The following is a 23,051-nucleotide window of genomic DNA, read 5'->3' on the forward strand; positions in this document are numbered from 1 at the left end:
CGGGGTGATTCCTAAACAAGCGCTGGCTCGGTTGGTTCGGGTGCGGTCAAATCGGATCGAACGAGCCGACGGTGGCGAGGTCGTCGCGGTGCACGATCTCGCTGCGGCCGGAATAGCCCAGGAGCCCTTCGATCTCACGGCTCGGCCGGCCGATGATGCGCCGCGCCTCGCCGCTGTCGAAGGCGACGAGGCCGCGCCCGAGCACGCGGCCGGCGCGGTCGCGGATCAGCACCGCGTCGCCTTTGCCGAAGGCGCCCTCGACCGCCGTCACGCCCACCGGCAGCAGGCTCGCGCCGCTCTGGAGCGCACGGGCGGCGCCGTCGTCGATGACGAGGGTGCCGCTCGGCTCCAGCGCACCGGCGATCCAGGTTTTTCGCGCGGCGGTCGGGGTCGAGCCCGACAGGAACCAGGAGCAGCGCCCGCCCGCGCGGATCGCGCGGAGGGGATTTTTTCCGCGCCCGTCGGCGATGATCATGTGGGTGCCGCCCGAGACCGCAATCTTGGCCGCCTCGACCTTGGTGCGCATGCCGCCGCGCGACAACTCCGAGGCCGGGCCGCCGGCCATGGCCTCGATCTCCGGGGTGATCCGGTCGATCACCGCCAAGTGCCGCGCGGCCGGATCGATGTGCGGCGGGGCGGTGTAGAGCCCGTCGATGTCGGAGAACAGCACCAGCACGTCGGCGCCGATCATGGTGGCGACGCGGGCGGCGAGCCGATCGTTGTCGCCGTAGCGGATCTCGACGGTGGCCACCGTGTCGTTCTCGTTGACGACGGGCACGGCGCGCACTTCCAGCAGCTTCTGCACGGTGGCGCGGGCGTTGAGGTAGCGGCGCCGCTCCTCCGTGTCCTTCGGCGTCACCAGGATCTGGCCGGCGACGATGTCGTGATGTCCCAGCGCCTCGGTCCAGTGCCGGGCCAGCGCGATCTGTCCGACCGCAGCCGAGGCCTGGCTCTCCTCCAGCCGCAGTACGCCCGGCGGCAGGCCGAGCACGGTGCGCCCCAGCGCGATGGCACCGGACGACACTACGACCACGTCGACGCCACTGGCATGCAGGTCGGCGATGTCCTCGGCCAGCGCCGCAAGCCAGGCATGCCGCAGCCGCCCGCGGGCGCGGTCGACGAGCAGCGCCGAGCCGACCTTCAGAACGACGCGGCGGAAATCTTCGAGGACGGGAGTCGACACGTCGGAGTCAGGGCAAAGCCGAGGGCAGGGTGCCCCCGTTTGCACGAATGCGCCGGTCTTGAACAGAAGCGCAGCGTCGTCACCGCGGCGCGTTCCAACCCTTGTACTCCCCGACATTGTCCCGCGTGACCAGCTGCGACGGGATCAGCACGACCGGGTTCTCCGGCGGCTTGCCGTTCATGATGGCGATGCCGAGGTCTACCGCCTTGCTTGCGATGGCGTAGGGGTTCTGGCTGGCCGAGGCGTAGATCTGGGTGTTGGCCTTCAGCGCATTCTCGATGTCGGGCGCGCCGTCCACCGAGGTGATGACGATGTTCTTGCGGCCGAGCTGCTTCGCCGCGAGGTCCGAGCCGATCGCCTGCGGATCGTTGATCGTGAACACGCCGGCGATGTCGCTGAAGCGGGTGATGTAGCCCTGCATCGAGGCCAGCCCGCCCTCGCGGCTGCCCTTGCCGTCCTGATCGTCGGACAGGATCTTGATCTCCGGGCTCTTGGCAAGCACCGCCTTGCAGCCCTTCACGCGGTCGATCACGGCGGAGACCTGCGGGCCGTTCTCGATGATGACGTTGCCCTTGCCGCCGATCTTTTGCGCGAGGTACGCACAGGAGATTTCACCGGCCTGGGTGTTGTCGGTCTGCACCGTGGCGTCCGCGCCGTTGGCGGCGACATCGACGCCCACCACGACGATGCCGGCGGCCCGCGCCCGCTTGACCGCGGCGAGCACCGCGCGCGGGTCGGCGGCGTTGATCAGGATCAGGTCGACGCCCAGCGCGATGAAGTTGTCGATCTGCGTGAACTGCTTGAACAGGTCGTATTCGGCGCTGGCCACCGTGACCCTGATCTTCGGATCGATCTCCTTGGCCTTGGCCTCCGCGCCCTTGGCGAGCGCCACGAAGTACGGGTTGCCGAGCGAGCCGACGGTGACGCCGATCGCCTTGAGTTCCTTGGCGGAGGCCGGGCCTGCGAGTGCGAGTGCGGCAGCGCTGGCGAGAGCGAGCATCCTGAGCATCTGCCGCTCGCTCACGTCCGCGCGCCCGGCTGGCGGAAGCGGTCGAGGGCCACCGCGCCGACGATGACGAGGCCCTTGATGATGAACTGCCAGATGTCGGAGACGCCGAGCAGGATCAAGCCATTGGAGAGCACGGCGATGATCAGCGCGCCGATCAGCGTACCCCAGATCGTGCCGATGCCGCCGACGAAACTGGTGCCACCGAGGATGACCGCGGTGATGGCGTCGAGTTCGTAGGTCTGGCCGACCTGGAGGCCGTTGGCCGCATAGAGCCGCGACAGCGCCATCACGCCGCCGAGGCCGGCGAGGAAGCCTGAGGCGCAATAGGCGAAGAGCAGCACCGCCCAGACCTTGATGCCCGAGAGCCGCGCCGCGTTCGGGTTGCCACCCACCGCGTAGATGCGCACGCCGAGCACCGTGCGGCGCAGGATGAACCACGAGACCAGCACCACCGCGAAGGCGATGATGGCGAGAATCGGCACGCCGAACAGGTCATCGTTGCCGATGAAGGCGAAGGGCAGATCCGGGTTGAACACCGTGGTGTCCTGGCCGATCAGCCGGGCGAAGCCGCGGAGATAGGTGAGCGAGCCGAGCGTCACGATGAAGGGCGGCAGCCTGAGGCCGGCGATCAGCACGCCGTTGATCAGCCCGACGAAGGTGCCCATGCCGAGCCCCGCCAGGATGCCCAGAATCCCGCCACCCGGGGCGAAGGAGGCGAGCGCCCCGCACATCGCCGAGATCGCGACGATGGAGCCCACCGAGAGATCGATGCCGCCGGTGAGGATGACGAAGGTCATGCCGGCGGCGAGCACGGTGTTGATCGAGGCCTGCTGCGCGACGATCGAGAGGTTCTGGCCAGTGAAGAACCGCCCCTCGGTCAGGAAGTGGAAGCCGATGCAGAGGATGACGAGCACCGGCAGCATGCCGATGGCCTGGATCATCGAGCGCATCTGCACTTGCTTGGCCGAGAGCCCGGCCCCGCCGCTCGGGCCGCCGGGTGTGCTCGGCCCCGTGGGGTCGCCGCCCGGCTTCAGGGCGGTGGCACTTACTGGGCTATCGGCCATCGGTTTTGTTCCACGGTCCTCGTTGGCGCTCAGGTCGCGTGTGCGGCGCTGCCGGCGGCGAAGCGCATCATGTTCTCTTGCGTGATGTCGAGGCCGGTCTCGCCGCCGACCTCGCCCTCGATATGCCCCTCGCGCATCACGATCACCCGGTCGCAGGTGCCGATGATCTCGGGCATCTCGGAGGAGATGACGATGAGGCCGATGCCTTGCCGCGAGAGCCCGTCGATGATGCGGTAGATCTCGGACTTGGCGCCGATGTCGACGCCGCGGGTCGGCTCGTCGAGGATCAGGATCTTCGGGCCGATCTCGAGCCAGCGCGAGAGCAGCACCTTCTGCTGGTTGCCGCCCGACAGGGTGCCGACGGGCACGAGCGGGCTGGCGGCCCGCACGCGCAGCGACTGGAACGCGGTCTCGGCCCGCTTCCAGGCGCGGGCGAGATCGAGGATGCCGCCCCTGCGCGCGTCGCGTTGGATCACGCCGATGTTGATGTTGTCGCCGCAGCTCATGTCGAGGAAGAGGCCCAGCGCCTTGCGGTCCTCGGTGAGGTAGGCGATGCCATGGTCGATCCCGTCCTGAGGCGAGTTCACCTCGATCGGCTTGCCCTCGAGCCGGATTTCGCCGCCCTTCTTCGGGTCCGCGCCGAAGATCAGGCGGGCGAGTTCGGTGCGGCCCGAGCCGACGAGGCCGGCGATGCCGAGCACCTCGCCGCGGCGCAGTTCGAAGCTGCAGGGCTTCACCCGCTTGCCGCCATCGGTCAGGTCGATCGCCTGGAAGATCACCTCGCCCCTGGCGCTGTCTTGCGCGCGCTGGTTCGGCTCCTTCTTGTAGAAAGTCGAAAGGTCCCGCCCGACCATCATCTTCACGAGCGACTCGGCGCTCAGCCCCTCGCGCTCCAAGGTGCCGACATAGGTGCCGTCGCGCAGCACCGAGACCCGGTCGGACAGTTCGTAGATCTCGGCCATGCGGTGGCTGATGTAGATCAGCGCGATGCCCTCCGAGCGCAGCTGGCGGACCAGATCGAACAGGCGATCTGTCTCGCGGGCGGAGAGCGCGGTGGTCGGTTCATCGAAGACGAGGATGCGCGACTTCGCATGCAGCGCCCGAGCGATCTCGACGAGCTGCTGCTCGGCGATCGAGAGCGTTCCGACAACGGTCTTCGGCCCGAACGGCGCACCGAGGCGTTCGAGCACCGTTCCGCAGCCCTCGGCCATTGCCCGGCGATCGACGCCAAGCCCGCCGCTGCGGATCTCCTGGCCCAGATAGATATTTTCGGCCACCGTCAGGTTCGGGGCCAGCGCCAGCTCCTGGTAGATGATGGCGATGCCGGCTTTCTTGGCGGCGATCGGGTCGGTGATCTGGACGGGCTGGCCCTCGACCAGGATCTCGGCGCCCGCATCCGGCTGGTAGGCACCGGACAGGATCTTCATCAGGGTCGACTTGCCGGCGCCGTTCTCGCCCATCAGGGCCAGCACCTCGCCGCCCCAGGCCTTCAGCGAGACGTCGTTAAGCGCCTTCACGCCCGGAAACGTCTTGGTGACGTTGCGCATCTCCAGCATCGGGACGCGCTGCGCCGTGGGCTCGGACATGGCCGGCACTCTCGGGATCTCGGTTCCACCCGCGAGGCCGTCTTCGAGCAGCTCCGCTTTGTCCGACTATCCGCGCATTTGCCGGTCGCTGGCAAGAAATTTCATGGCCTGATCACGCGACTTCCCGGCAAAGTATTACGCCCTCGGCTGATCTGCCTGTCTCGGTCGGCGATCGTATAGGGATCTTTGTGATCTCCTGCTGCGCTCACTTAATACGGATATGCACGCGGCAGCGACAATCACGGCATGGGCGGGGCATCTGAGGTTATGGTCTACCTCTTGGGATACCCCAAGGCGTGACAGACCATGAGGCGTTCCTGACACAGTCGTCTCGGAACTATTGTGCACAGGTCGATGAGGGGATGAAAGGCCGCGAGGCTCGGCTTACCAATCGTCACGCTTTTGCGACGATGGCGCAGACCGGAGCGTACCGGCGGGTTCGGCGCGATCAGGAGACAGGCAGGCCATGAGGGGTCGGACGGCGTTTGCCGCATTCGGGCTGGGGGTGATCGCGCTCGCAACCTCTGCCGTCGCGCAGGAGCCCGTGCCGCCCGACGCCCCCCGGGGCATCCAGGTGCCGTCGACCGCGATCCGACCGGCGGAGCGCCGGGCCTCAGCGCCCCGCGTCGCCGTCCGGCCCGCACCGGCGCGGCGCGCGCCCACCACGGCAAATGTCGAACCGGACGGCCAGGGTTTCGGGGGGTCGGACAGCGCTGCCGGCGCCGCCGACGTGCTCGGCCAGAGCGCGACACCGGCCCCGGTCCCGGCCGGCGTGTTCGATCTCGGCAACGGTCTGACCTTCCTGGTCAACTACACCAGCGAATCCGCGGCCAACCCATTCGGCGGCATCCGGCAGGGCACGGCCTATGCCGCGCAGGCCTTCATCGGCATCGACGCCGACCTGAACAAGCTCGCCGGCATCGAGGGCGCCTCGCTGCACGCCATCGCCACGCAGCGCCACGGCCGCAGCCTGTCGAACGACTTCATCGGCAACAACACCTCGGTGCAGGAAATCTTCGGCGGTGGCCAGACCGCCCGCCTGACGCTGCTGAGCTACCAGCAGAAACTGTTCGACAACAAACTCGATATCGAAGTCGGCCGGCTCGTCGCGAACGTCAACTTCCTGTCGTCGCCGATTTATTGCAATTTTCAAAACAATGCGACTTGCGGAAACCCGACCTTCGTCTTCAAGACGACCAACTTCACCTTCTTCCCCGTCGCGACCTGGGGTGCCCACGCCAAGGGCTGGCTGACCGACACGGTTTTCTTGCATGCCGGAATCTACGAGGTGAACCCGAACACGCAGCGGCCGACCGACAACGGCATCGACTTCTCGACGCGCGGCGCCACCGGCGTCGTGATCCCGCTCGAACTCGGCTACTCTACGACCTTCGCCAACGATCCGCTGCCGCGCAACTACGGAATCGGCGCCGTGATCGACCGCTCGGATTATCCCGATCCCGTGCGCGACGTCGCCGGCGGCCCGCTGGTCTTCACCGGCCTCGATCCGTTCACGCGCTTCGGCCGCTCGATGGTCTATGCCCGCTTCGACCAGATGATCCACCGCCCCGACCCGACGCAGCCGCAGGGCCTGACCCTGTTCGGCGTCGCCATGAAGGGCAGCGGCGGCCGGCAGATCGAGGACTACTACCTCGAACTCGGCCTCCTCCAGACCGGCACCTTCGCCGACCGGCCCTACGACACGATCGGTCTCGTCGCCTCGACCCAGAAATTCTCGGCGCTGGGACTCGCCGGGGTTCGCGCCGCCCGCGCCTCGCAGGGCCTCGACCCGCGCGACGTCGCTACACAACAGATCATGCTGGAGCTGAACTACGGCATCCAGCTCAGCCCCGCGGCGCGCCTGACGCCGCAGCTTCAGTACATCGTCAACCCCGACCAGACCCGCTTCCCGTTCCGTACGAAGCCGATCCCGGATGCCTTCGTCCTCGGCGCGAAGTTCTCCTGCGATCTGTTCACGTTGTTCGGGTTGGCGAAGGGGCCGGGGAGCCTGTAGCCGCTTGCATCTGCCGGCCATGCTTTGAGGGCATGACGAAAGCGAAATCGAACACTCCTGCGTCGCTTCACGCAGGGCATGTGCTGCGGCGCACGCAGATCCGGTGCGCCGCTTCCCAGATCTCCGTCACACCTCGTGCCGACGCGCCCCCGGGGCCCCTCGGCGAGACCGACACGGATCTGGCCATGAGCAAATATCTATCCTCGATCGCCGCCGCTGCCGTCCTGGCGCTCAGCACCATGACGTCCGCTGCCCTGGCGCAAGGCTACGGCTACGGATCGACCGGCGCCGCGGCGTCCTCGCTCGGGTTCACGGCCAGTCCGCCGATTGCCCTGAACAGCAACGTCCCGATCGTTGCTCCTCCAGCGGCCGAGCCTGCCACAACCGGATCGGTCGCTCGGCGCGATCAGGCCTGGACGCGGTTGCACCGCCGCTGATCGCGCGTCAGGCACCCGTGCGGCGAGCAGTCATCCGTCTCGGCGACCGCGCTCCTGATCTCATGCCGCCCTCGGTTGGTCCGTTCGGGCTCCGCGCGGCGCCTCGCTCCGTTTGCGGTGAGGGGAGAAACGCGCACCACCGGTCCGATCGACCGAAATCGGTATCAGATCACCGCCAGCGCCGCCCGCAACTCCTCCAGCGTCGGTAGATCGGCGCCCCGCCGCGAGCAGGTGATGCCGGCGGCCACCGCCGCCTCGGTAAGGAGCGTGCGCAGGCCTTCCTGATCGAAGCCGTCGATGGCGTCGCGGGTCAGGCGTCCGCTGCGCTCCAGCGAGGCGAGCATCGCGGCATGGAAGGTGTCGCCCGCGCCGACGGTGTCGATGACCGTCACGTTGCGGCCGGGTACGTTGACGGTGCCGCAGGCGTGATAGGCCGTAGCGCCGTTCGGGCCGTCGGTCGTGACGACGAGCTGCGCGCCGGCGCCAAGCCAGCGCGCGGCGATCTCGGCCTCGTCGGCGTCGGTGCCGTAGGCGGCATCCAGGTCCTCCACACTCAACTTGACGATCGAAGCGTGGCGGACGAGCCCGTCGAAGCGGGCGTGCCAGTGCGCGAGATCGGGCACGAGGCTGAGCCGCAGGTTCGGGTCGATACTGACTACGCAGTTCGCCGCGGAGCGCCGCACCAGACCGACGAGCGTCGTGCCGACCGGCTCCATGATCAGCGAGAACGAGCCGATCGCGATGGCCGAGATGCCGTCGAGATTGAACGGCACGTCCTCGGCGGTCAGGTCGCACTCGGCGCAGTTCTCCGCGTGAAAGGTATAGGTCGGATGGCCGTCGGCGCCGGTGGCGACGATGGCGAGCGGAGTCGGGCGCTTGCTCGTCTTGGCGAGCGAGATGTCGACGCCCTCGGCTTCGAGGCGTGCCGCGAGCATGCGCCCGAACCCGTCCTCGGATAGACCGCCAAGAAAGCCGCTCTTCGCGCCGAGGCGGCTGATGCCGAAGGCGAGGTTGAACGGGGAACCGCCGGCGACAGCCAAGGCGGGCAGGCCCGTCCGCGCCCGTTCGTGATCGCGGGTATCGACGAACAAGTCGATAAGGGCTTCGCCGGAGACGAGGATCATGGACGGGGCCTCACGCAGCCAGAGTATGGCGAAAGGCCGGGAAGTGCGCTGCCGCCGCAGCCCAACCGTCGATCCGCGTGATGATAGCCGCGCTTCCGGTCGGCGGGGAAGGGATGGGCGCCGTCGAGAACTTCATGATGCCGGCGCAGCGACACGCGTTTTTGAACGGCTCCAAACACGATCCCGCGCGTTGCATGCGGACGATTGTGTCGCGCGCGACCTGCGCCGCCACCGGTCGACGATGTACGAGCACAGAGAGGAACGCGATGGCAGATCAGAGCCCGCGGCTGACGACGGCTTTCGGAAACCCGATCTCCGACAACCAGAACTCCATCACGGCCGGCCCGCGTGGGCCGGTCCTGATGCAGGACTACCACCTCATCGAGAAGATGGCGCATTTCAACCGGGAGCGGATCCCGGAGCGCGTCGTCCACGCCAAGGGCTACGGCGCCTACGGCACCTTCCGCCTCACCAAGAGCCTGGAGCAATACACCCGCGCCAAGGTGCTGACCGAGGTCGGCAAGGACGTGCAGATGGTCGCTCGCTTCTCGACCGTCGGCGGTGAATCCGGCTCGGCCGACACGGCGCGCGATCCGCGCGGCTTCGCGCTGAAGTTCTACACCAGCGAGGGCAACTGGGATCTCGTCGGCAACAACACGCCGATCTTCTTCGTGCGCGACGCGATCAAGTTCGCCGACTTCATCCACACGCAGAAGCGCGACCCGCGTACCCACCTGAAACCGCATTGGCGCCGCTGGGACTTCTGGGGGCTCAGCCCGGAAGCGATCCACCAGGTGATGTTTCTGTATTCGGACCGCGGCACGCCGAAGTCGGCCCGCTTCATGAACGGCTACGGCTCGCACACCTATTCGCTGTGGAACGACAAGGGCGAGCGCTACTGGGTGAAGTTCCACTTCCACACCAAGCAGGGCATCCAGAACTTTTCGGCTGCCGAGGCTGACAAGATCGCCGGCGAGGATCCGGACTACTCCGCCGCCGATCTCTCGAGTGCGATCGAGAAGAACGATTTCCCGAAGTGGCGGGTCGACGTGCAGATCATGCCGGAGGCCGATGCCGACACCTACCGCATCAATCCGTTCGACCTCACCAAGGTCTGGCCGCACAGCGACTATCCGCTGATCGAGATCGGTGAGATGGAGCTGAACAAGAACCCGGAGAACTACTTCGCCGAGATCGAGCAATCGGCCTTCGAGCCGTCGAACATCGTGCCCGGCATCGGCTTTTCGCCGGACAAGATGTTGCAGAACCGGGTGCTGTCCTATGCCGACGCGCACCGCTACCGGCTCGGCGTGAACTACCAGCAGATCCCGGTGAACCAAGCCAAGAACGCGCCCGTCCAGACCTACCACCGCGACGGCGCGATGCGGACCGACGGCAACCACGGTGCCCAGGTCGATTACGAGCCGAACTCGTTCGGCGGCCCGGTGCAGGATCCATCGGTGCAGGAGCCGCCGCTGCGCCTGAAGGGCGATGCCGGCCGCTACGGCTGGCCGAAGGACGACGAGGATCTCTACGGGCAGCCGACGATCTTCTGGAGCAAGGTGCTCGACGACGGCGGCCGCCAGCGGCTCGTCGACAACATCGTCGACTCGATGGGCGATTCTCCGCGCCACATCCAGGATCGGATGATCGCGCACTGGTACAAGGTGCATCCAGACTTCGGCCAGGGCGTCGCCAAGGGCCTTGGGATCGATGCGGGGCGAGCTGCAGCCGAGTAGGTATCGGCCGTAATTTTGAATGCAGAAGGGCACCGGTTCGGACCGGTGCCCTTTGTACGTGTATTGCCCCACAGCCTTGGCCTTTCGGCCTACTTGGAGGCCCCGGGGAACGTCGCTATAGCGTCGCAAAACGTCACACCAAGGAGTGCCACGATGGCATCGAGCGCAGCGGTTACCCCGGCCGGAAAAGGCGGGACCGTGGAAATCAAGGACCTCTACGACCTCGGTGAGGTTCCTCCGCTCGGCCACGTGCCGGCCAAAATGTACGCCTGGGTGGTTCGCCGCGAGCGCCATGGGCCGCCGGAGAGCGCCAACGAGGTTGAGGTCGTTCCGACCTGGCCGTTGGGCGACGACGACGTGCTCGTCTACGTCATGGCCGCCGGGATCAACTACAACCACGTCTGGGGCTCGCTTGGCGAGCCGGTCTCGCCGATGGATTCGCACAAGTGCGACATCCACATCGGCGGCTCTGACGCGTCGGGCATCGTCTGGGCGGTCGGCTCCAAGGTGAAGCTGTGGAAGGTCGGCGACGAGGTCGTCATCCACTGCAACCAGGACGACGGCGACGACGAGGAGTGCAACGGCGGTGACCCGATGTTCTCGAACTCCCAGCGCATCTGGGGCTACGAGACGCCGGACGGCTCCTTCGCGCAGTTCTGCCGGGTGCAGTCGCGCCAGCTGATGCCGCGCCCCAAGCACCTGACCTGGGAAGAGGCGGCCTGCTACACGCTGACCCTCGCCACCGCCTACCGCATGCTGTTCGGCCACCCGCCGCACCAGCTCAAGCCCTCCGACAACGTCCTCGTCTGGGGCGCCTCCGGCGGTCTTGGCGTGTTTGCGGTCCAGCTCATCGCGGCATCGGGCGCCAACGCCATCGGCGTGATCTCGGACGAGTCGAAGCGCGACTACGTCATGAGCCTGGGCGCCAAGGGTGTGATCAACCGCAAGGATTTCGACTGCTGGGGCCAGATGCCGAAGGTGAACTCGCCCGAGTACAACACTTGGCTCAAGGAAGCCCGGAAGTTCGGCAAGGCGATCTGGGAGATCACCGGCAAGGGCAAGGACGTCGACATGGTGTTCGAGCACCCCGGCGAGTCGACCTTCCCGGTTTCCTGCCTCGTGGTGAAGCGCGGCGGCATGGTCGTGTTCTGCGCCGGCACCACCGGCTACAACATCACCTTCGATGCCCGCTACGTCTGGATGCGCCAGAAGCGCATCCAGGGCTCGCACTTCGCCCACCTCAAGCAGGCTGCAGCCGCCAACCGCTTCGTGATCGACCGTCGCGTCGACCCATGCATGAGCGAGGTCTATCCCTGGGAAAAGATCCCGGCGGCCCACACCCTGATGTGGGAGAACAAGCATCCGCCCGGCAACATGGCGGTGCTGGTGAATTCGCCGAAGGCCGGCCTGCGAACCGTCGACGACGTGATCGAGGCCGGGCCGAAGAAGGCCGATGTCTGATCGAACCTTTCACCTGCCCTTGGAATCCGAGGGCAGGTGACGCTTGTAGGTCTCTTCCTGGTCCTGGCGATGCTGGATCAGGTCCGCATAGGCCTGCTTGGCCTCGGGCGACATCGTGACCCTGCGCCCCTTGTCGCCCTTGCGCTTGGGCGCCTTCTTGAAAGTGTTGGTCGCGTCGCTCATGGCCACCCTGTCCGCTCCGGTGGCGCGACCATAGTCGGGCAATGCGACGAGCGCGAGGCGTGCCTTTCGAGCCGTCCCGCAAGCTGATAGACCACGGTCAATCCCAGCTCACCGGCAAGTTCGCAAAACGATGGACAAGTTCACGACCCTGGAGGGCGTCGCTGCCCCGATGCGGATCATCAACGTCGACACCGATCGCATCATCCCGAAGCAGTATCTCAAGACGATCAAGCGCACCGGCCTCGGCAAGGGGCTGTTCTCGGAGATGCGCTACCGGGACGACGGCTCCGAGAACCCGGATTTCGTCCTCAACAAGCCGGCCTACCGGCAGTCGAAGATCCTCGTCTGCGGCGACAATTTCGGCTGCGGCTCGTCCCGCGAGCACGCGCCATGGGCGCTGGCCGATTTCGGCATCCGCTGCGTGATCTCGACGAGCTTCGCCGATATCTTCTTCAACAACTGCGCCAAGAACGGCATCCTGGCGATCGTGGTCTCTCCGGAAGACCTCGAAAAGTTGTTCGAGGATGCCGAGCGCGGCTCCAACGCGACGCTCACCGTCGATCTCGCTGCCCAGACCATCAAGGGCCCGGACGGCGGTACCCTGCATTTCGACATCGACGAAGGCCGCAAACACAGCCTGCTGAACGGCCTCGACGAGATCGGCCTGACGATGCAGCGCGGGCCTGCGATCGACGGCTACGAGGCGCGGCTGGCCGAGCGCGGCTGGGCCTGAGGCCGGGATCGGCTACGAAGTCTTAACCATCAGGGCGCCTTAAATCCGGGTAATCGCTAGAGCCGCTAGGAGATGCTCCGATGACCTCGCGCGCCACGTTGACCGCCCTCGTCTGTCTCGCCGGGATCGTGACGACCGTCCCGGCCTACGCCGATTTCGACGCCTGCCTCGCCGGCATCCAGGGCCAGGCCGCGGCAGCCGGCGTCTCGGCGCAGGCGTTTCGCGCCGCGACCAAGGGCATCGAATACGACGACAAGGTCATCGAGCTTTCGCAGAAGCAGCCCGAGTTCAAGACGCCGATCTGGGACTACATGGCGGCGCTGGTCGACGACGAGCGCGTCGAGGACGGCAAGGCCGCCATGCGCCGCAACGCGCAGGCGCTCGCCACCGCCGAGCAGCGCTACGGCGTCGACCGTCACGTCATCGCCGCCGTCTGGGGTGTCGAATCGAACTTCGGCAAGAATCTCGGCACGATGCCGCTGGTTCAGTCCCTCGCCACGCTCGCTTGCTCGGGCAACCGCCGCCGCGACTTCTTTCGCGGGGAATTGTTGGCGACGCTCAAGATCATCGAGCGCGGCGACATCGAACCCTCGCGCCTCACCGGCTCCTGGGCGGGGGCGTTCGGCCAGACCCAGTTCATGCCCTCGACCTACCAGCGCCTCGCCGTCGATCTCGACGGCGACGGCCGCCGCGACGTTGTGGATTCCACCGCGGACGCGGTCGGCTCCACCGCGAACTTCCTGCGGGCCGCCAAGTGGTCGAACGGGATGGGCTGGGGCTACGAGGTGAAGCTCCCGCGCGGCTTCAACACCGCCGCCGCCGGCCGCACCCGCAAGCACCCGGTCGGACACTGGACCTCGCTCGGGGTGACGAAGCTCGACGGCAGCGCGCTCAGCGCCTCCGGCCCCGTCGGCATCCTGGCGCCGGCCGGCGCTAACGGACCGGCCTTCCTCGTCACCAAGAACTTCGACTCGATCTATTCCTACAATGCCGCGGAATCCTACGGGCTGGCCATCGCCGTGCTCTCGGATCGCCTGCGTGGCCGGGCCGGCGTCCAGGCCGAGTGGCCGACCGACGATCCGCCGCTCTCCCGCGCGGAGCGCCGCGACCTCCAGGTTCGGCTCACCAGAAAGGGCTACGACGTCGGTGAGCCGGACGGCAAAGTCGGCGAAAAGACCCGTGAGGCCATCAAGGCCGTCGAGCGCAGCCTCGGCATGCCGCTGACCGGACGGCCGGGTGGGAAGGTGCTGCAGGCGCTCGGGGGCTAGGAAGGCCCAACCCGAGTCTCGCACGGACGGTCGCTCTGATCACGAAAAAGCCCGCCCCGACGCATCGAGGCGGGCTATTGCCGCTCTGATGAGGAGCCCGCGAAGGCGGGCTCCGAACAAATCACTCGGCGGCGGTGGGGGCTGGGGCCTTCGGCGCGCCTTTGGCAGCCTTGGCCGTGCGGTCGGTGCGCTCGACGATACGGGCCGACTTACCGCGACGATCGCGCAGGTAGTACAGCTTGGCGCGACGGACCTTGCCGCGGCGGACCACCTTGATCGAATCGATCATCGGCGAATGCACCGGGAAGACGCGCTCGACGCCCTCGCCGTAGGAGATCTTGCGGACGGTGAAGCTCTCGTTGAGTCCGCCGCCGGAGCGCGCGATGCAGACGCCCTCGTAGGCCTGGACGCGGGTGCGCTCGCCTTCCTTGACCTTCACGTTCACGCTGAGCGTGTCGCCGGCCTGGAAGTCGGGGATGGTCTTGCCGAGACGAGCAACTTCTTCCTGCTCGAGCTGCTGGATGATGTTCATAGACATAGCTCCGGCCGTTGAGCCGCATCATCCCGGATGGATGACGGGCGTCAGGATTTCGGCATCCTGTTGTGAGTTGGGCTGGGCCATACAGGAGCCGGGGGCTGTTGTCACGCCTGGGCCACGGTGCCTCGCCGGGTCGCGTCGCAGTTGCCGGCTGCCCATGGGCCGCCGCGGCGTATGCGACACGCACCGCTTCCTGTTGAGAAACGCGCCATTCGAGTCCACATGGAGGAAGGTGCCGGATCGCTTCGGTGCCGTTCCCGGCCGGCCTTGAACCGGCGCCAGCGGACGAGGATTTTCCAGAGCCATGTTCATCCAGACCGAAGCCACCCCCAATCCAGCGACTCTCAAGTTCCTGCCCGGCCGCGTCGTGCTCGCCGAATCGACTTTCGAGGCCAAGGACGCCGAGAGTGCCGCGCGCTCGCCGCTCGCCAGTTCCCTGTTCGCCGTGCCCGGCGTCTCCGGCGTGTATTTCGGCCACGACTTCATCTCGGTGACGAAGGCCGAGGGCGAGAGCGAGTGGCCGCAGGTGAAGCCCGCCGTCCTCGGCGCGATCATGGAACATTTCCAATCCGGCGCGCCGGTGCTGGCCGAGGGTGTCGTGCTCGAAGAGGGCAGCTCGGAAGAGTTCTACGACGAAGCCGACCACGACACCGTCGTCACCATCAAGGACCTGCTCGAAACACGCGTGCGTCCGGCCGTCGCCAGCGACGGCGGCGACATCACCTTCCGCGGCTACAAGGAAGGCGTCGTCTACCTGGAAATGAAGGGCGCCTGCTCGGGCTGTCCGTCCTCCACTGCCACGCTGCGCCAAGGCGTGCAGAATCTCTTCCGCCACTTCCTGCCGAGCGTGCGCGAAGTCCAGGCGATCTGATTTTTTTCTGGCAGTCGGGCAACACTGCCCCGACAATTCACCCCTCGACGGCCGCTCCGCACTGACGGGGCGGCTGTTTGTGTCTTAAACGTGATCTCGTACAGGCGGTGATCGTGATCACCGTGGGTCCGCGACGGAGACACTTTGCGCATCCTGGCCATCGATACGGCGCTCGACGCCTGCAGCGTCTGCGTTGCCAACGACGAGAGCGAGGAGCTTCTCGGCGAAGAGTCGATGACGCTCGCCCGCGGCCATGCCGAGGCGCTGCTGCCGCTGATCGAGCGGGTGATGGCCCGGATCGACGGCGACTTCGAGAGTCTCGACCGGGTCGCCGTCACCGTCGGCCCCGGCAGCTATACCGGCCTGCGCGTCGGCCTCTCTGCTGCCCGCGCCATCGGACTCGCGGCGAACATCCCCGTCGTCGGGGTCACGACGCTCTCGGCGCTGCTCGCTCCGCAGCTCGCGCTCAACGCCGACGGGCTGGTGGTCGCCGCGATCGATGCGCGCCATGGGGCGGTTTATCTTCAGGCGATCAGCGGGACGGGCGTTGCGGTGGCGCCGGCCCGACTCGCGATCGAGGATGCGGTCGAGCGCATCACGGAGGGCGCCATTCTCGTCGGCTCCGGCGCGCCCGCGCTCGCCGCCGCCGCGAAGGCCCGCGGCATCGCCGTTGAAGTCGCCGAGACCGGCGCGCCGCAGATCGGCTGGGTCGCCCAGCTCGGGCTGGTGGCCGACCCGGAGCAGGCGCTACCCCGCCCGCTCTACTTGCGCGGCGCCGATGCCCAACCTCAGGATCATGCGAGGATCGCCTTGCGATGACGCGCGCCCTGTCACCCTTCTGGGCCCTCGACTGGTGGTCCGCTTGGTGGGACGCCTGGGGCTCGACGCCCTACGTCGCCCCCCTGCGCGACCCGAGCCAGGCGCAGACGCTCTCGCGCCTCCATGCCACCGCCTTCGCCCGGCCCTGGGACGCGCACGAGTTCGAGCGGATGCTGTGCGAGCGCTCCACCGAGGCGCACGCTCTCTGGCGCGGAAACGGCGTCCACGGCTTCGCGCTCTCGCGAAAGGTTGCGGACGAGGCCGAGATCCTCACCATCGTGCTCTCGCCCTCGATCCGCGGCGGCGGCCACAGCCACCGCCTGCTCGGCGAGCACCTGACCGCGCTGAGCTTCGCCGGCGTGCGCAACGTCCATCTCGAGGTCGACGAGGGCAACGCTCCGGCACTGAAGCTCTACACCCGCCACGGCTTCGCCAAGACCGGCGAGCGGACCGGCTACTACGCCCGTCCCGACGGCAGCCGCGCCACGGCGCTTACCATGCGCGCGACGCTGGCATGACCGGCTGAGCGCCATGACGCGCATCGTGTTCATCGCGCGGCTCGCCGTCTATGCTTTGACCTTCGTTGCGATCGTCGGGCCGCACGTGTTGAGCCTGCGCTACGGCCGCGGGCGTCTCGCCGGCCGCCTGCCGATGCTGCTGCATCGCGTATTCCTGTGGCTGTTCTCGGTGCGCGTGACGCAGAGCGGCACGCCGCCGAAGGCCGGCGAGCCGGCACTGGTGCTGTCGAACCATGTGTCCTGGCTCGACATCGTCGTGCTCGGCTCTCTGCGACCCCTCTCCTTCGTCGCGAAATCCGAGATCGCCGGCTGGCCTGTGATCGGCACGTTCGCCCGCCTTCAGCGCACGGTCTTCATCGACCGCGCCCGGCGCGGTGCGACGGCCACCGTCAATTCCATGATCGGCGAGCGCCTCGCCGCCGGTGAACTCGTCGTGCTCTTCGCCGAGGGAACGACCGGCGACGGCCTGCGCCTGCTGCCGTTCCGCTCCTCTCTCGTCGGCGCCGCGCGCGAGGCGCTCACCGACGGCACCGGCGGACTCGCCCGCATCCGCCTTCAGCCGCTGGCCCTCGCCTATACCGGCCGCGCCGGCTTGCCGCTGACGCGGATCGAGCGCCCGGAGGTCGCCTGGTACGGCGACATGGAACTCGCGCCCCATCTCGACCTGTTCGCACGGCGCGGACCGATCGACCTCCACGTAGTCTGGGGCGCCCCGATCGCCTTCGAGCCCGGCACCGACCGCAAGGCCGCCACCGCGACCGCCGAGGCTTCGGTGCGGCAGTCGCTGCGGGATGCGATCGCCGGCCGACCCACCGCGGTGCAAGGCACCCGCTCCGTGGAAGCCGCCGAGCGCCGGACCGGCCGCGAGGGCGCCGACGTCTCCGCGCCGGGCATCGCGGCGATCTGACGACGGTCAGCCGCCCGGCGGCAACCGATACGTCGCCGCCTGTCCGTGGACCGCGCCCACTTCGTCGATCAGCTGCCACACCACGACATCCACGATCGGGAAACGCCGGCTCGATTTCGCGATGCGGGTTCCCGCATAACCGGCGACGTATCCAACGCGGGCGACGGCTGCGAGCAGCCTGTCGCGGTCGGCCCTGTCAGGCGCCTCCGCCGAGAGCCGCGACGGCATGCCGATCAACTCGTCGCGGGTATAGCCGAAGCTCGTCTGCGCGGTGCGATTGGCATAGACGAAGCATGGGTCGGGGGCGGTGTCGTGTGCGAGCAGCGCGAAGGGCGCCCGCGCATAGGCCCAATCGGCGTCCGCCCCTTCCGGTAGCAGCGGACGGCCAAGGAGACGCCGATAACTGCCGGTCAGCAATGCGAAGAAATCCGGATCCGTTGTCAGGTCGGGGATGCCGATCTCCTCCAATTCACCGCGGCGACGCGCGTGGGAAACCATGCTAAGGCGGCTGCCCGATCGAGCGGCGGTCGGCTTGGGCCGAACGGTCAAGAATTATGACATACGGCCAGGACCCGTTGAAGAAAGCCTTCGTCAAATCCTACGGTTGCCAGATGAACGCCTACGATGCTGGGCGCATGGCGGACCTGCTCGCGGCTGAGGGCTATGCCGCGACGGACGCGGTCGAGGAGGCGGACGTCGTCGTCCTCAACACCTGCCACATCCGGGAAAAAGCCGCCGACAAGGTTTTCTCCGAAGTCGGACGCCTGCGCGTGCTGAAGGCCGAGCGGGCCGAGCGTGGGCAGGACACCCGAATCGTCGTGGCGGGCTGCGTCGCCCAGGCCGAGGGCCGCGAGATCCTGGCGCGGACGCCGGCCGTCGACGTGGTGGTCGGGCCGCAGAGCTATCACCGGTTGCCGGAACTGCTCGCCGAGTCGCATCGCCGCCGCGTCGTCGACACCGAGTTTCCGATCGAGGACAAGTTTTCGAGATTGCCGGCCCGGCGCACCCGCGGCGTCACCGGCTTCCTCACCATCCAGGAAGGTTGCGACAAGTTCTGCGCCTTCTGCGTGGTGCCCTATACCCGCGGAGCCGAGGTCTCGCGCTCGGTCGCGGCGATCCGGTCCGAGGCCGAGGCGCTGGTCGCCGGGGGCGTCCGCGAGATCACGCTGATCGGCCAGAACGTGAATGCCTATCACGGCGAGGGCACGAACGGCGCGACCGCGACGCTCGCCGAACTGATGCGCGCGCTCACCGACCTGCCGGGCCTTCTGCGTCTGCGCTACATGACCAGCCATCCCAACGACATGGGCGGCGACCTGATCGCCGCTCACGGCGATAACCCGCTGGTCATGCCCTACCTGCACTTGCCGGTGCAGTCGGGTTCGACCCGCGTACTGCAGGCGATGAACCGGAAACACACGGCCGACGACTACCGACGCATCATCGCGCGCGTGCGCGACGTGCGGCCCGACATCGCCCTGTCCTCGGACTTCATCGTCGGATTCCCCGGCGAAACCGACGCCGAGTTCGAGGAGACGATGCGGTTGGTCTCCGACCTCACCTTCGCCAGCGCTTTCTCCTTCAAGTACAGCCCTCGCCCCGGCACGCCGGCCGCCGAGCGCACGGACGCCGTGCCCGAGAGCGTGATGAGCGAGCGCCTTTCCCGGCTTCAGACGCTCCTCGATGCACAGCGCCACGCCTTCAACGCGGCGACCGTCGGGAGCATCGTCGAGGTGTTGGTGGAGAAGGCCGGGCGGCATCCGGGCCAGGTCGCCGGCAAGACGCCGCATCTGCTGATGGTGCAGTTCGAAGCCCCGGTCTCGACCATCGGCACACTGCAGCGCGTGCGGATCGTCCGCTGCGGGTCGAACAGCCTGTTCGGCGCGTTGGAGACCGATGCGGCGGCCGCCGCGTGACGGCGGTTTCGATGGACCGTTCCCGGCCCGGCTCGCCCTGTTCCGGGCCGGTGCAGCGAACGCGGAACCCGATCCGGGGCTCGGCACAAGACACCGCGCAGCGTCGAAACCCCAGCGCCACCGATCCAGAGCCGCTGACGCCGACCTTCTCTCACGGGAGCCCGGATCACCGTCCGCTTGCGCTGCAGGTATCCGGGACAGGGCCGAGCGAGTTCACACGAATGAGGCCGCGCTTGAAGGATCTTGCCAGTGCCGAGTGATGCCGGGCGTGGGCTGAAGGCCCGGGGATCGGCCGCGCGCAGCGGCCTCGCCGAAACGGTCGAGGTCTCGCTGACCTTCGACGACAACCGGCTCGCGAGCCTGGTCTTCGGCCAATACGACCAGAACGTCGCCCATATCGAGCGGCGGCTTGAGGTCACGGCGACCGCCCTCGGCAACCACCTCGTCCTGAAGGGGCCGCCGGATGCCGCCGAGAAGGGCCGACGGGTTTTCGAGCGTCTTTATGGCCGGGTCGCCAAGGGCGGCACCGCGCTGACGCTGGGCGATGTCGATGGGGTGATTCAGGAGGTCACGGTACAGGGCAACCTGTTCCCGTCGGCCGAGGTCGCGGCCGACCCCGAGCGCGAACATTTCGAGCAGATCGCCACCCGCCGCCGCGGGGCCGTGCGCGCCCGCAACGCGGCGCAGAGCGAATACATCAAGCTACTGCGCTCCAACGAACTCGTCTTCGCCGAGGGGCCGGCCGGCACGGGCAAGACCTGGCTCGCGGTGGGTCACGCGGTCTCGCTGCTGGAGCAGGGCCATGCCGAACGGCTGATTCTTTCGCGGCCGGCGGTGGAGGCCGGCGAACGCCTCGGCTTCCTGCCGGGCGACATGCGCGAAAAGGTCGATCCGTATCTGCGCCCGATCTACGACGCGCTCTACGACTTCATGGAGGCCCGCCACGTCGACCGAGGCCTGCAGACCGGCGTGATCGAGATCGCGCCGCTCGCCTTCATGCGCGGGCGCACGCTCACCAACGCCGTCGTGCTGCTGGATGAGGCGCAGAACACCACGTCGATGCAGATGAAGATGTTTCTCACCCGGCTGGGCGAGAACTCGCGCATGATCATCACCGGCGACCCGAGCCAGATCGACCTGCCGCCGGGGCAGAAATCGGGGCTCGTCGAGGCGGTCAACATCCTCGACGGCGTCGAGGGCATCGGCCGCGTGCGCTTCCGCGACGTCGACGTGGTGCGCCACGATCTCGTCCGGCGCATCGTCACCGCCTACGAGGCCGCGAGTCACGGCGAGGCCGAGGCGGATCGCAACCCGATGTCGCGGCGGCGCCCGCTGGCGTGAGCGGGCTTGCCGACACGCTGGCTGCTCTCCGCCGCGGCGATCTCGCCGGCGTGCGGGAACTGCGTCTCACCGGAGGCCTCTCCGAATTCCCGCGAGAGATCTTCGGCTTGGCGGATAGCCTGGAGGTGCTCGACCTCAGCGGCGGCACGCTCGCCGACCTACCCGCCGACATCGGCCGGCTGCGGCCCATCTCCACACGCGGGGCCTGCTGCACGGTGATCTCTACGCGCACAACCTGCTTTGGGACGGTACCCACGGCGAGGCGGTACTGAGCGATTTCGGCGCGGCCTCACTGCTGCCGCCAAACGCCTTCGGTACGCTGCTGCAGCGCATTGAGGTGCGGGCCTGGGGCCTGCTGCTGGGCGAACTGTTGGCGTGCTGCAGCGCCGCGCCGGTTGAACTTCGCGCTCTCGAGCAGGCCTGCACGCAGCCTGATCCCGGGGCCCGCCCTTTGATAGCCGAGGTGCTGTCGGCCCTTCCGAGCTGTTAGGCCCGCCCGGCAACTTCCATTTCGGCGAGGGTCTCCACCGGCTGCTGCAACAATGCGGCGGCGAGCATCGCTTCGAGGACGATCAGGTCGGCCTCCGGGTCCGGTTGCCAGCCGCAGCCGCAAGCGCCGCCGGGACCATGCACGGCGGCGGTCTGGCGGTAGAGATGCCCGAGCGCGCGGGCGGCGGCTTCGAGGGCCGCCATCACCGGCATCGGTTCGCTCTGAACGGTGCGCCAGAAGGCGCAGGTCAACGCGCGCTCAAGGGAGGATTGGCGGCCGCGCTCCTCGGCGACGCGCATGGCGGTCGTGAGGCCGGCGGTCACGGCAGGTCTCCACGATCCGGATCGGGCCGCGTGTCGAGCAGATCGAACAGGTCGAAGACACCGTGCAGATGCAGGCCGATGGCCGAACCGTCCCACCATGCGATCCTCGCGCATTCCCGGATCGCCCCGAACGCCCGCGCCATCTCGTTCTCCACGCTGCTCCAGTCGAAGGGCCAGGGCCGCGCTCGTGGCACCGTGAACACCGCGACACCGCGGTGTGGGTGTAGAGCGATCTGGCTGAAGGCTTTCGACATGCCTGCACGAATGAACGAGGTATTCGCGGTAATCAAGTCATTGCGAAAACATTGGAAATAATCAAAAGCGCAAGATCAGGTTCAAAATCTGCAATGCGGAATTAGAGGAATTCAACGTGGTTTCGAAAGACGATACGGGGCATCGGCTTGGCGGCTCGGCCGAGCGGATTTCATCGCACCGGCAGATCGAAAGCAGTCGCGGGATAGGGCTCCCGACCGAGCGTGAAATGCCACCATTCAGCTGCGTAGGGCTTGAACCCGGCTCGAATCATCGCGGCCCGCAGCACCCCGCGCGCCCCCGATTGCGCCGATGTGAGGCTTCGCCAGCCCGGTGCTGATTCTGGGCCGAACCAGTCGAACGGCGTGCCCATATCGACCTCGCCCCCGCCGGGGCGCACCAGCGTCAGGTCGACGGTCGAGCCGCCGGAATGGGCGGAGCGCGCGGCGATGTAGCCGAGGCGGAAGAGGTCGCGCTTGTCGACCGCCGGGTAGAACTCGGCCTTCATGCGGATGTCGGCGGGGTCGGATGCCCAGGCCACGAAATCGGCGACCGCTCGGGTCGGCCGGTAGCAGTCGAACACCTTGAGGCGGTAGCCCCGGGGGCCGAGATCGGCCTGCGCCACGGCCAGCGCCCGCGCGGCCTGTGGCGTCAACAGGCAGCGCGGCGCCTCGTAGCCGGCGATGGGCCTTCCGACGAAGTTGTGCGCGCCGGCATAGCGCATCTCGACCGAGAGCCCCGGCACGAGTCCTGCCGCATCGACGAAGGGGCTCTGCGCCTGCGCTGGCAAGCCGCCGGCGAGGAGGGCGGCGATCGCGATCGGCCGCCGCATCAGCGGAAGGCCACCAGCACGGCGCCGGTCGCGATCAGGACGATGCCGAGCCAGTTCACGCCCGACAGCCGTTCGCCGAGGATCACGACGCCGAAGATCGCCACCAGCACGACGCTGAGCTTGTCGAGCGGCGCGACACGTGCCGCGTCGCCGAGCGCGAGCGCCCGGAAGTAGCAGAGCCAGGATGCGCCGGTGGCCAGGCCCGACAGCACCAGGAACAGCGCACTGCGGCCGGGGATCTGCGTCAGCGCTTGGCTCTGCCCGGCGGCGATCACGATCGCGCCGGTGAGGCAGAGGATCACCACCGTCCGCACGAAGGTCGCGACATCGGAGTCGACGCCGGTGACGCCGACCTTCGCCAGGATCGCGGTCAGCGCCGCGAATGCCGCCGAGAGCAGCGCCCAGAAGCGCCAGGACTGCAGAAGCTCGGCCATGCCCCGTCC

The 23,051-nt window shown here is 67.7% G+C and carries 25 protein-coding genes; 13 read left to right on the forward strand and 12 right to left on the reverse strand.

What is annotated here, in order from left to right; all coding sequences use genetic code 11:
- Positions 1 to 46: 46 nt before the first annotated feature.
- From proB to MHA02_RS20150, 4 genes are all read right to left on the reverse strand, one after another.
- Entirely contained in the window at positions 47 to 1,183 is a 1,137-nt protein-coding gene (proB, locus tag MHA02_RS20135; RefSeq protein WP_238180484.1) for a glutamate 5-kinase, read from the reverse strand.
- Between the two features lie 79 nt (positions 1,184 to 1,262).
- Positions 1,263 to 2,192 (reverse strand): ABC transporter substrate-binding protein, encoded by a 930-nt coding sequence (locus MHA02_RS20140; protein ID WP_147082144.1) that lies wholly within the window; start codon positions 2,190 to 2,192, stop codon positions 1,263 to 1,265.
- 11 nt (positions 2,193 to 2,203) lie between these two features.
- Positions 2,204 to 3,142 carry an ABC transporter permease subunit gene (locus tag MHA02_RS20145; RefSeq protein ID WP_373318402.1) on the reverse strand — a complete coding sequence of 313 codons (939 nt, stop codon included), beginning with the start codon at positions 3,140 to 3,142 and terminating at the stop codon, positions 2,204 to 2,206.
- Between the two features lie 143 nt (positions 3,143 to 3,285).
- Positions 3,286 to 4,842, reverse strand: a complete 1,557-nt coding sequence (locus MHA02_RS20150) for a sugar ABC transporter ATP-binding protein (RefSeq protein ID WP_210245095.1) — start codon at positions 4,840 to 4,842, stop codon at positions 3,286 to 3,288.
- A gap of 466 nt (positions 4,843 to 5,308) precedes the next feature.
- On the opposite strand from MHA02_RS20150, the gene MHA02_RS20155 reads away from it, so the two are divergent.
- Complete coding sequence (locus MHA02_RS20155) at positions 5,309 to 6,856, forward strand: carbohydrate porin (RefSeq protein ID WP_147082092.1); 1,548 nt, start codon at positions 5,309 to 5,311, stop codon at positions 6,854 to 6,856.
- 185 nt (positions 6,857 to 7,041) lie between these two features.
- Positions 7,042 to 7,293, forward strand: coding sequence for a hypothetical protein (locus MHA02_RS20160; protein WP_147082094.1), 252 nt, complete (start codon positions 7,042 to 7,044; stop codon positions 7,291 to 7,293).
- Between the two features lie 164 nt (positions 7,294 to 7,457).
- Here the strand turns inward: MHA02_RS20160 and MHA02_RS20165 are convergent, their stop codons facing one another.
- On the reverse strand, positions 7,458 to 8,417 hold the full coding sequence (locus MHA02_RS20165) for a carbohydrate kinase family protein (protein ID WP_147082096.1): 960 nt from the start codon (positions 8,415 to 8,417) through the stop codon (positions 7,458 to 7,460).
- A 266-nt stretch (positions 8,418 to 8,683) separates the two neighbouring features.
- Here MHA02_RS20165 and MHA02_RS20170 point away from each other — a divergent pair, with 266 nt between their 5' ends.
- Together MHA02_RS20170 and ccrA are read left to right on the forward strand one after the other, a co-directional pair.
- A complete protein-coding gene (locus MHA02_RS20170; protein WP_147082098.1) occupies positions 8,684 to 10,156 on the forward strand; it encodes a catalase in 1,473 nt (490 codons plus the stop codon).
- A 153-nt stretch (positions 10,157 to 10,309) separates the two neighbouring features.
- Entirely contained in the window at positions 10,310 to 11,617 is a 1,308-nt protein-coding gene (gene ccrA / locus MHA02_RS20175; protein WP_147082100.1) for a crotonyl-CoA carboxylase/reductase, read from the forward strand.
- A 9-nt stretch (positions 11,618 to 11,626) separates the two neighbouring features.
- Here the strand turns inward: ccrA and MHA02_RS22300 are convergent, their stop codons facing one another.
- On the reverse strand, positions 11,627 to 11,800 hold the full coding sequence (locus MHA02_RS22300) for a hypothetical protein (protein ID WP_170249368.1): 174 nt from the start codon (positions 11,798 to 11,800) through the stop codon (positions 11,627 to 11,629).
- Between the two features lie 130 nt (positions 11,801 to 11,930).
- Between MHA02_RS22300 and leuD the strand changes: the two genes are divergently transcribed.
- Together leuD and MHA02_RS20185 are read left to right on the forward strand one after the other, a co-directional pair.
- Positions 11,931 to 12,533 (forward strand): 3-isopropylmalate dehydratase small subunit, encoded by a 603-nt coding sequence (gene leuD, locus MHA02_RS20180; RefSeq protein ID WP_147082102.1) that lies wholly within the window; start codon positions 11,931 to 11,933, stop codon positions 12,531 to 12,533.
- An 80-nt stretch (positions 12,534 to 12,613) separates the two neighbouring features.
- Complete coding sequence (locus tag MHA02_RS20185) at positions 12,614 to 13,801, forward strand: lytic murein transglycosylase (protein WP_147082104.1); 1,188 nt, start codon at positions 12,614 to 12,616, stop codon at positions 13,799 to 13,801.
- A 121-nt stretch (positions 13,802 to 13,922) separates the two neighbouring features.
- On the opposite strand, the gene rplS is transcribed toward MHA02_RS20185, so the two are convergent.
- Positions 13,923 to 14,333 carry a 50S ribosomal protein L19 gene (gene rplS, locus MHA02_RS20190; RefSeq protein WP_147082106.1) on the reverse strand — a complete coding sequence of 137 codons (411 nt, stop codon included), beginning with the start codon at positions 14,331 to 14,333 and terminating at the stop codon, positions 13,923 to 13,925.
- Positions 14,334 to 14,643: 310 nt separating this feature from the next.
- On the opposite strand from rplS, the gene MHA02_RS20195 reads away from it, so the two are divergent.
- The 4 genes from MHA02_RS20195 (at position 14,644) to MHA02_RS20210 (ending at position 17,454) form a co-directional block, all read left to right on the forward strand.
- Positions 14,644 to 15,210, forward strand: coding sequence for a NifU family protein (locus MHA02_RS20195; RefSeq protein WP_147082108.1), 567 nt, complete (start codon positions 14,644 to 14,646; stop codon positions 15,208 to 15,210).
- A 144-nt stretch (positions 15,211 to 15,354) separates the two neighbouring features.
- Positions 15,355 to 16,029, forward strand: coding sequence for a tRNA (adenosine(37)-N6)-threonylcarbamoyltransferase complex dimerization subunit type 1 TsaB (gene tsaB / locus MHA02_RS20200; RefSeq protein ID WP_147082110.1), 675 nt, complete (start codon positions 15,355 to 15,357; stop codon positions 16,027 to 16,029).
- Positions 16,026 to 16,547: a GNAT family N-acetyltransferase gene (locus MHA02_RS20205; RefSeq protein WP_147082112.1), complete on the forward strand. Its 522-nt coding sequence runs from the start codon at positions 16,026 to 16,028 to the stop codon at positions 16,545 to 16,547. Before tsaB ends, MHA02_RS20205 begins: the two co-directional genes overlap by 4 nt.
- Positions 16,548 to 16,560: 13 nt before the next feature.
- Entirely contained in the window at positions 16,561 to 17,454 is an 894-nt protein-coding gene (locus tag MHA02_RS20210) for a lysophospholipid acyltransferase family protein (RefSeq protein WP_147082114.1), read from the forward strand.
- Positions 17,455 to 17,460: 6 nt separating this feature from the next.
- Here MHA02_RS20210 and MHA02_RS20215 read toward each other — a convergent pair whose 3' ends face one another.
- Complete coding sequence (locus tag MHA02_RS20215; protein ID WP_147082116.1) at positions 17,461 to 17,952, reverse strand: MEKHLA domain-containing protein; 492 nt, start codon at positions 17,950 to 17,952, stop codon at positions 17,461 to 17,463.
- 77 nt (positions 17,953 to 18,029) lie between these two features.
- On the opposite strand from MHA02_RS20215, the gene miaB reads away from it, so the two are divergent.
- From miaB to MHA02_RS22305, 3 genes are all read left to right on the forward strand, one after another.
- Positions 18,030 to 19,370 carry a tRNA (N6-isopentenyl adenosine(37)-C2)-methylthiotransferase MiaB gene (gene miaB, locus MHA02_RS20220; RefSeq protein WP_147082148.1) on the forward strand — a complete coding sequence of 447 codons (1,341 nt, stop codon included), beginning with the start codon at positions 18,030 to 18,032 and terminating at the stop codon, positions 19,368 to 19,370.
- A gap of 273 nt (positions 19,371 to 19,643) precedes the next feature.
- The gene (locus MHA02_RS20225) at positions 19,644 to 20,711 is read left to right on the forward strand and encodes a PhoH family protein (RefSeq protein WP_174804695.1); all 1,068 of its coding nucleotides are present in this window, start codon (positions 19,644 to 19,646) and stop codon (positions 20,709 to 20,711) included.
- Positions 20,708 to 20,983, forward strand: coding sequence for a hypothetical protein (locus MHA02_RS22305; protein WP_170249370.1), 276 nt, complete (start codon positions 20,708 to 20,710; stop codon positions 20,981 to 20,983). Before MHA02_RS20225 ends, MHA02_RS22305 begins: the two co-directional genes overlap by 4 nt.
- Positions 20,984 to 21,197: 214 nt before the next feature.
- On the opposite strand, the gene MHA02_RS20235 is transcribed toward MHA02_RS22305, so the two are convergent.
- The 4 genes from MHA02_RS20235 to MHA02_RS20250 form a co-directional block, all read right to left on the reverse strand.
- The gene (locus tag MHA02_RS20235; protein WP_147082120.1) at positions 21,198 to 21,524 is read right to left on the reverse strand and encodes a hypothetical protein; all 327 of its coding nucleotides are present in this window, start codon (positions 21,522 to 21,524) and stop codon (positions 21,198 to 21,200) included.
- A complete protein-coding gene (locus MHA02_RS20240) occupies positions 21,521 to 21,778 on the reverse strand; it encodes a hypothetical protein (RefSeq protein ID WP_147082122.1) in 258 nt (85 codons plus the stop codon). The genes MHA02_RS20235 and MHA02_RS20240 overlap by 4 nt, the downstream gene beginning before the upstream one ends.
- Before the next feature lie 170 nt (positions 21,779 to 21,948).
- Positions 21,949 to 22,608, reverse strand: a complete 660-nt coding sequence (locus MHA02_RS20245; RefSeq protein ID WP_147082124.1) for a M15 family metallopeptidase — start codon at positions 22,606 to 22,608, stop codon at positions 21,949 to 21,951.
- The gene (locus tag MHA02_RS20250; RefSeq protein WP_147082126.1) at positions 22,608 to 23,042 is read right to left on the reverse strand and encodes an EamA family transporter; all 435 of its coding nucleotides are present in this window, start codon (positions 23,040 to 23,042) and stop codon (positions 22,608 to 22,610) included. Before MHA02_RS20250 ends, MHA02_RS20245 begins: the two co-directional genes overlap by 1 nt.
- Positions 23,043 to 23,051 lie beyond the last annotated feature (9 nt).

Origin of the sequence: Methylobacterium haplocladii (genome assembly GCF_007992175.1) — a bacterium.
GTDB lineage: Bacteria > Pseudomonadota > Alphaproteobacteria > Rhizobiales > Beijerinckiaceae > Methylobacterium > Methylobacterium haplocladii.

Excerpts from the sequence above, each read along its gene's own strand:
- MHA02_RS20195 (WP_147082108.1), top strand. The coding sequence starts at position 14,644 with ATGTTCATCCAGACCGAAGCCACCCCCAATCCAGCGACTCTCAAGTTC.
- MHA02_RS20160 (WP_147082094.1), top strand. The coding sequence starts at position 7,042 with ATGAGCAAATATCTATCCTCGATCGCCGCCGCTGCCGTCCTGGCGCTC.
- MHA02_RS22300 (WP_170249368.1), bottom strand. The coding sequence starts at position 11,800 with ATGAGCGACGCGACCAACACTTTCAAGAAGGCGCCCAAGCGCAAGGGC.
- MHA02_RS20250 (WP_147082126.1), bottom strand. The coding sequence starts at position 23,042 with ATGGCCGAGCTTCTGCAGTCCTGGCGCTTCTGGGCGCTGCTCTCGGCG.
- MHA02_RS20215 (WP_147082116.1), bottom strand. The coding sequence starts at position 17,952 with ATGGTTTCCCACGCGCGTCGCCGCGGTGAATTGGAGGAGATCGGCATC.
- MHA02_RS20140 (WP_147082144.1), bottom strand. The coding sequence starts at position 2,192 with ATGCTCAGGATGCTCGCTCTCGCCAGCGCTGCCGCACTCGCACTCGCA.
- MHA02_RS20165 (WP_147082096.1), bottom strand. The coding sequence starts at position 8,417 with ATGATCCTCGTCTCCGGCGAAGCCCTTATCGACTTGTTCGTCGATACC.
- MHA02_RS20145 (WP_373318402.1), bottom strand. The coding sequence starts at position 3,142 with ATGCGCTCGATGATCCAGGCCATCGGCATGCTGCCGGTGCTCGTCATC.
- MHA02_RS20150 (WP_210245095.1), bottom strand. The coding sequence starts at position 4,842 with ATGTCCGAGCCCACGGCGCAGCGCGTCCCGATGCTGGAGATGCGCAAC.
- rplS (WP_147082106.1), bottom strand. The coding sequence starts at position 14,333 with ATGAACATCATCCAGCAGCTCGAGCAGGAAGAAGTTGCTCGTCTCGGC.
- MHA02_RS20205 (WP_147082112.1), top strand. The coding sequence starts at position 16,026 with ATGACGCGCGCCCTGTCACCCTTCTGGGCCCTCGACTGGTGGTCCGCT.
- MHA02_RS20245 (WP_147082124.1), bottom strand. The coding sequence starts at position 22,608 with ATGCGGCGGCCGATCGCGATCGCCGCCCTCCTCGCCGGCGGCTTGCCA.
- MHA02_RS20155 (WP_147082092.1), top strand. The coding sequence starts at position 5,309 with ATGAGGGGTCGGACGGCGTTTGCCGCATTCGGGCTGGGGGTGATCGCG.
- MHA02_RS20185 (WP_147082104.1), top strand. The coding sequence starts at position 12,614 with ATGACCTCGCGCGCCACGTTGACCGCCCTCGTCTGTCTCGCCGGGATC.
- MHA02_RS20240 (WP_147082122.1), bottom strand. The coding sequence starts at position 21,778 with ATGTCGAAAGCCTTCAGCCAGATCGCTCTACACCCACACCGCGGTGTC.
- MHA02_RS20170 (WP_147082098.1), top strand. The coding sequence starts at position 8,684 with ATGGCAGATCAGAGCCCGCGGCTGACGACGGCTTTCGGAAACCCGATC.
- leuD (WP_147082102.1), top strand. The coding sequence starts at position 11,931 with ATGGACAAGTTCACGACCCTGGAGGGCGTCGCTGCCCCGATGCGGATC.
- ccrA (WP_147082100.1), top strand. The coding sequence starts at position 10,310 with ATGGCATCGAGCGCAGCGGTTACCCCGGCCGGAAAAGGCGGGACCGTG.
- MHA02_RS20210 (WP_147082114.1), top strand. The coding sequence starts at position 16,561 with ATGACGCGCATCGTGTTCATCGCGCGGCTCGCCGTCTATGCTTTGACC.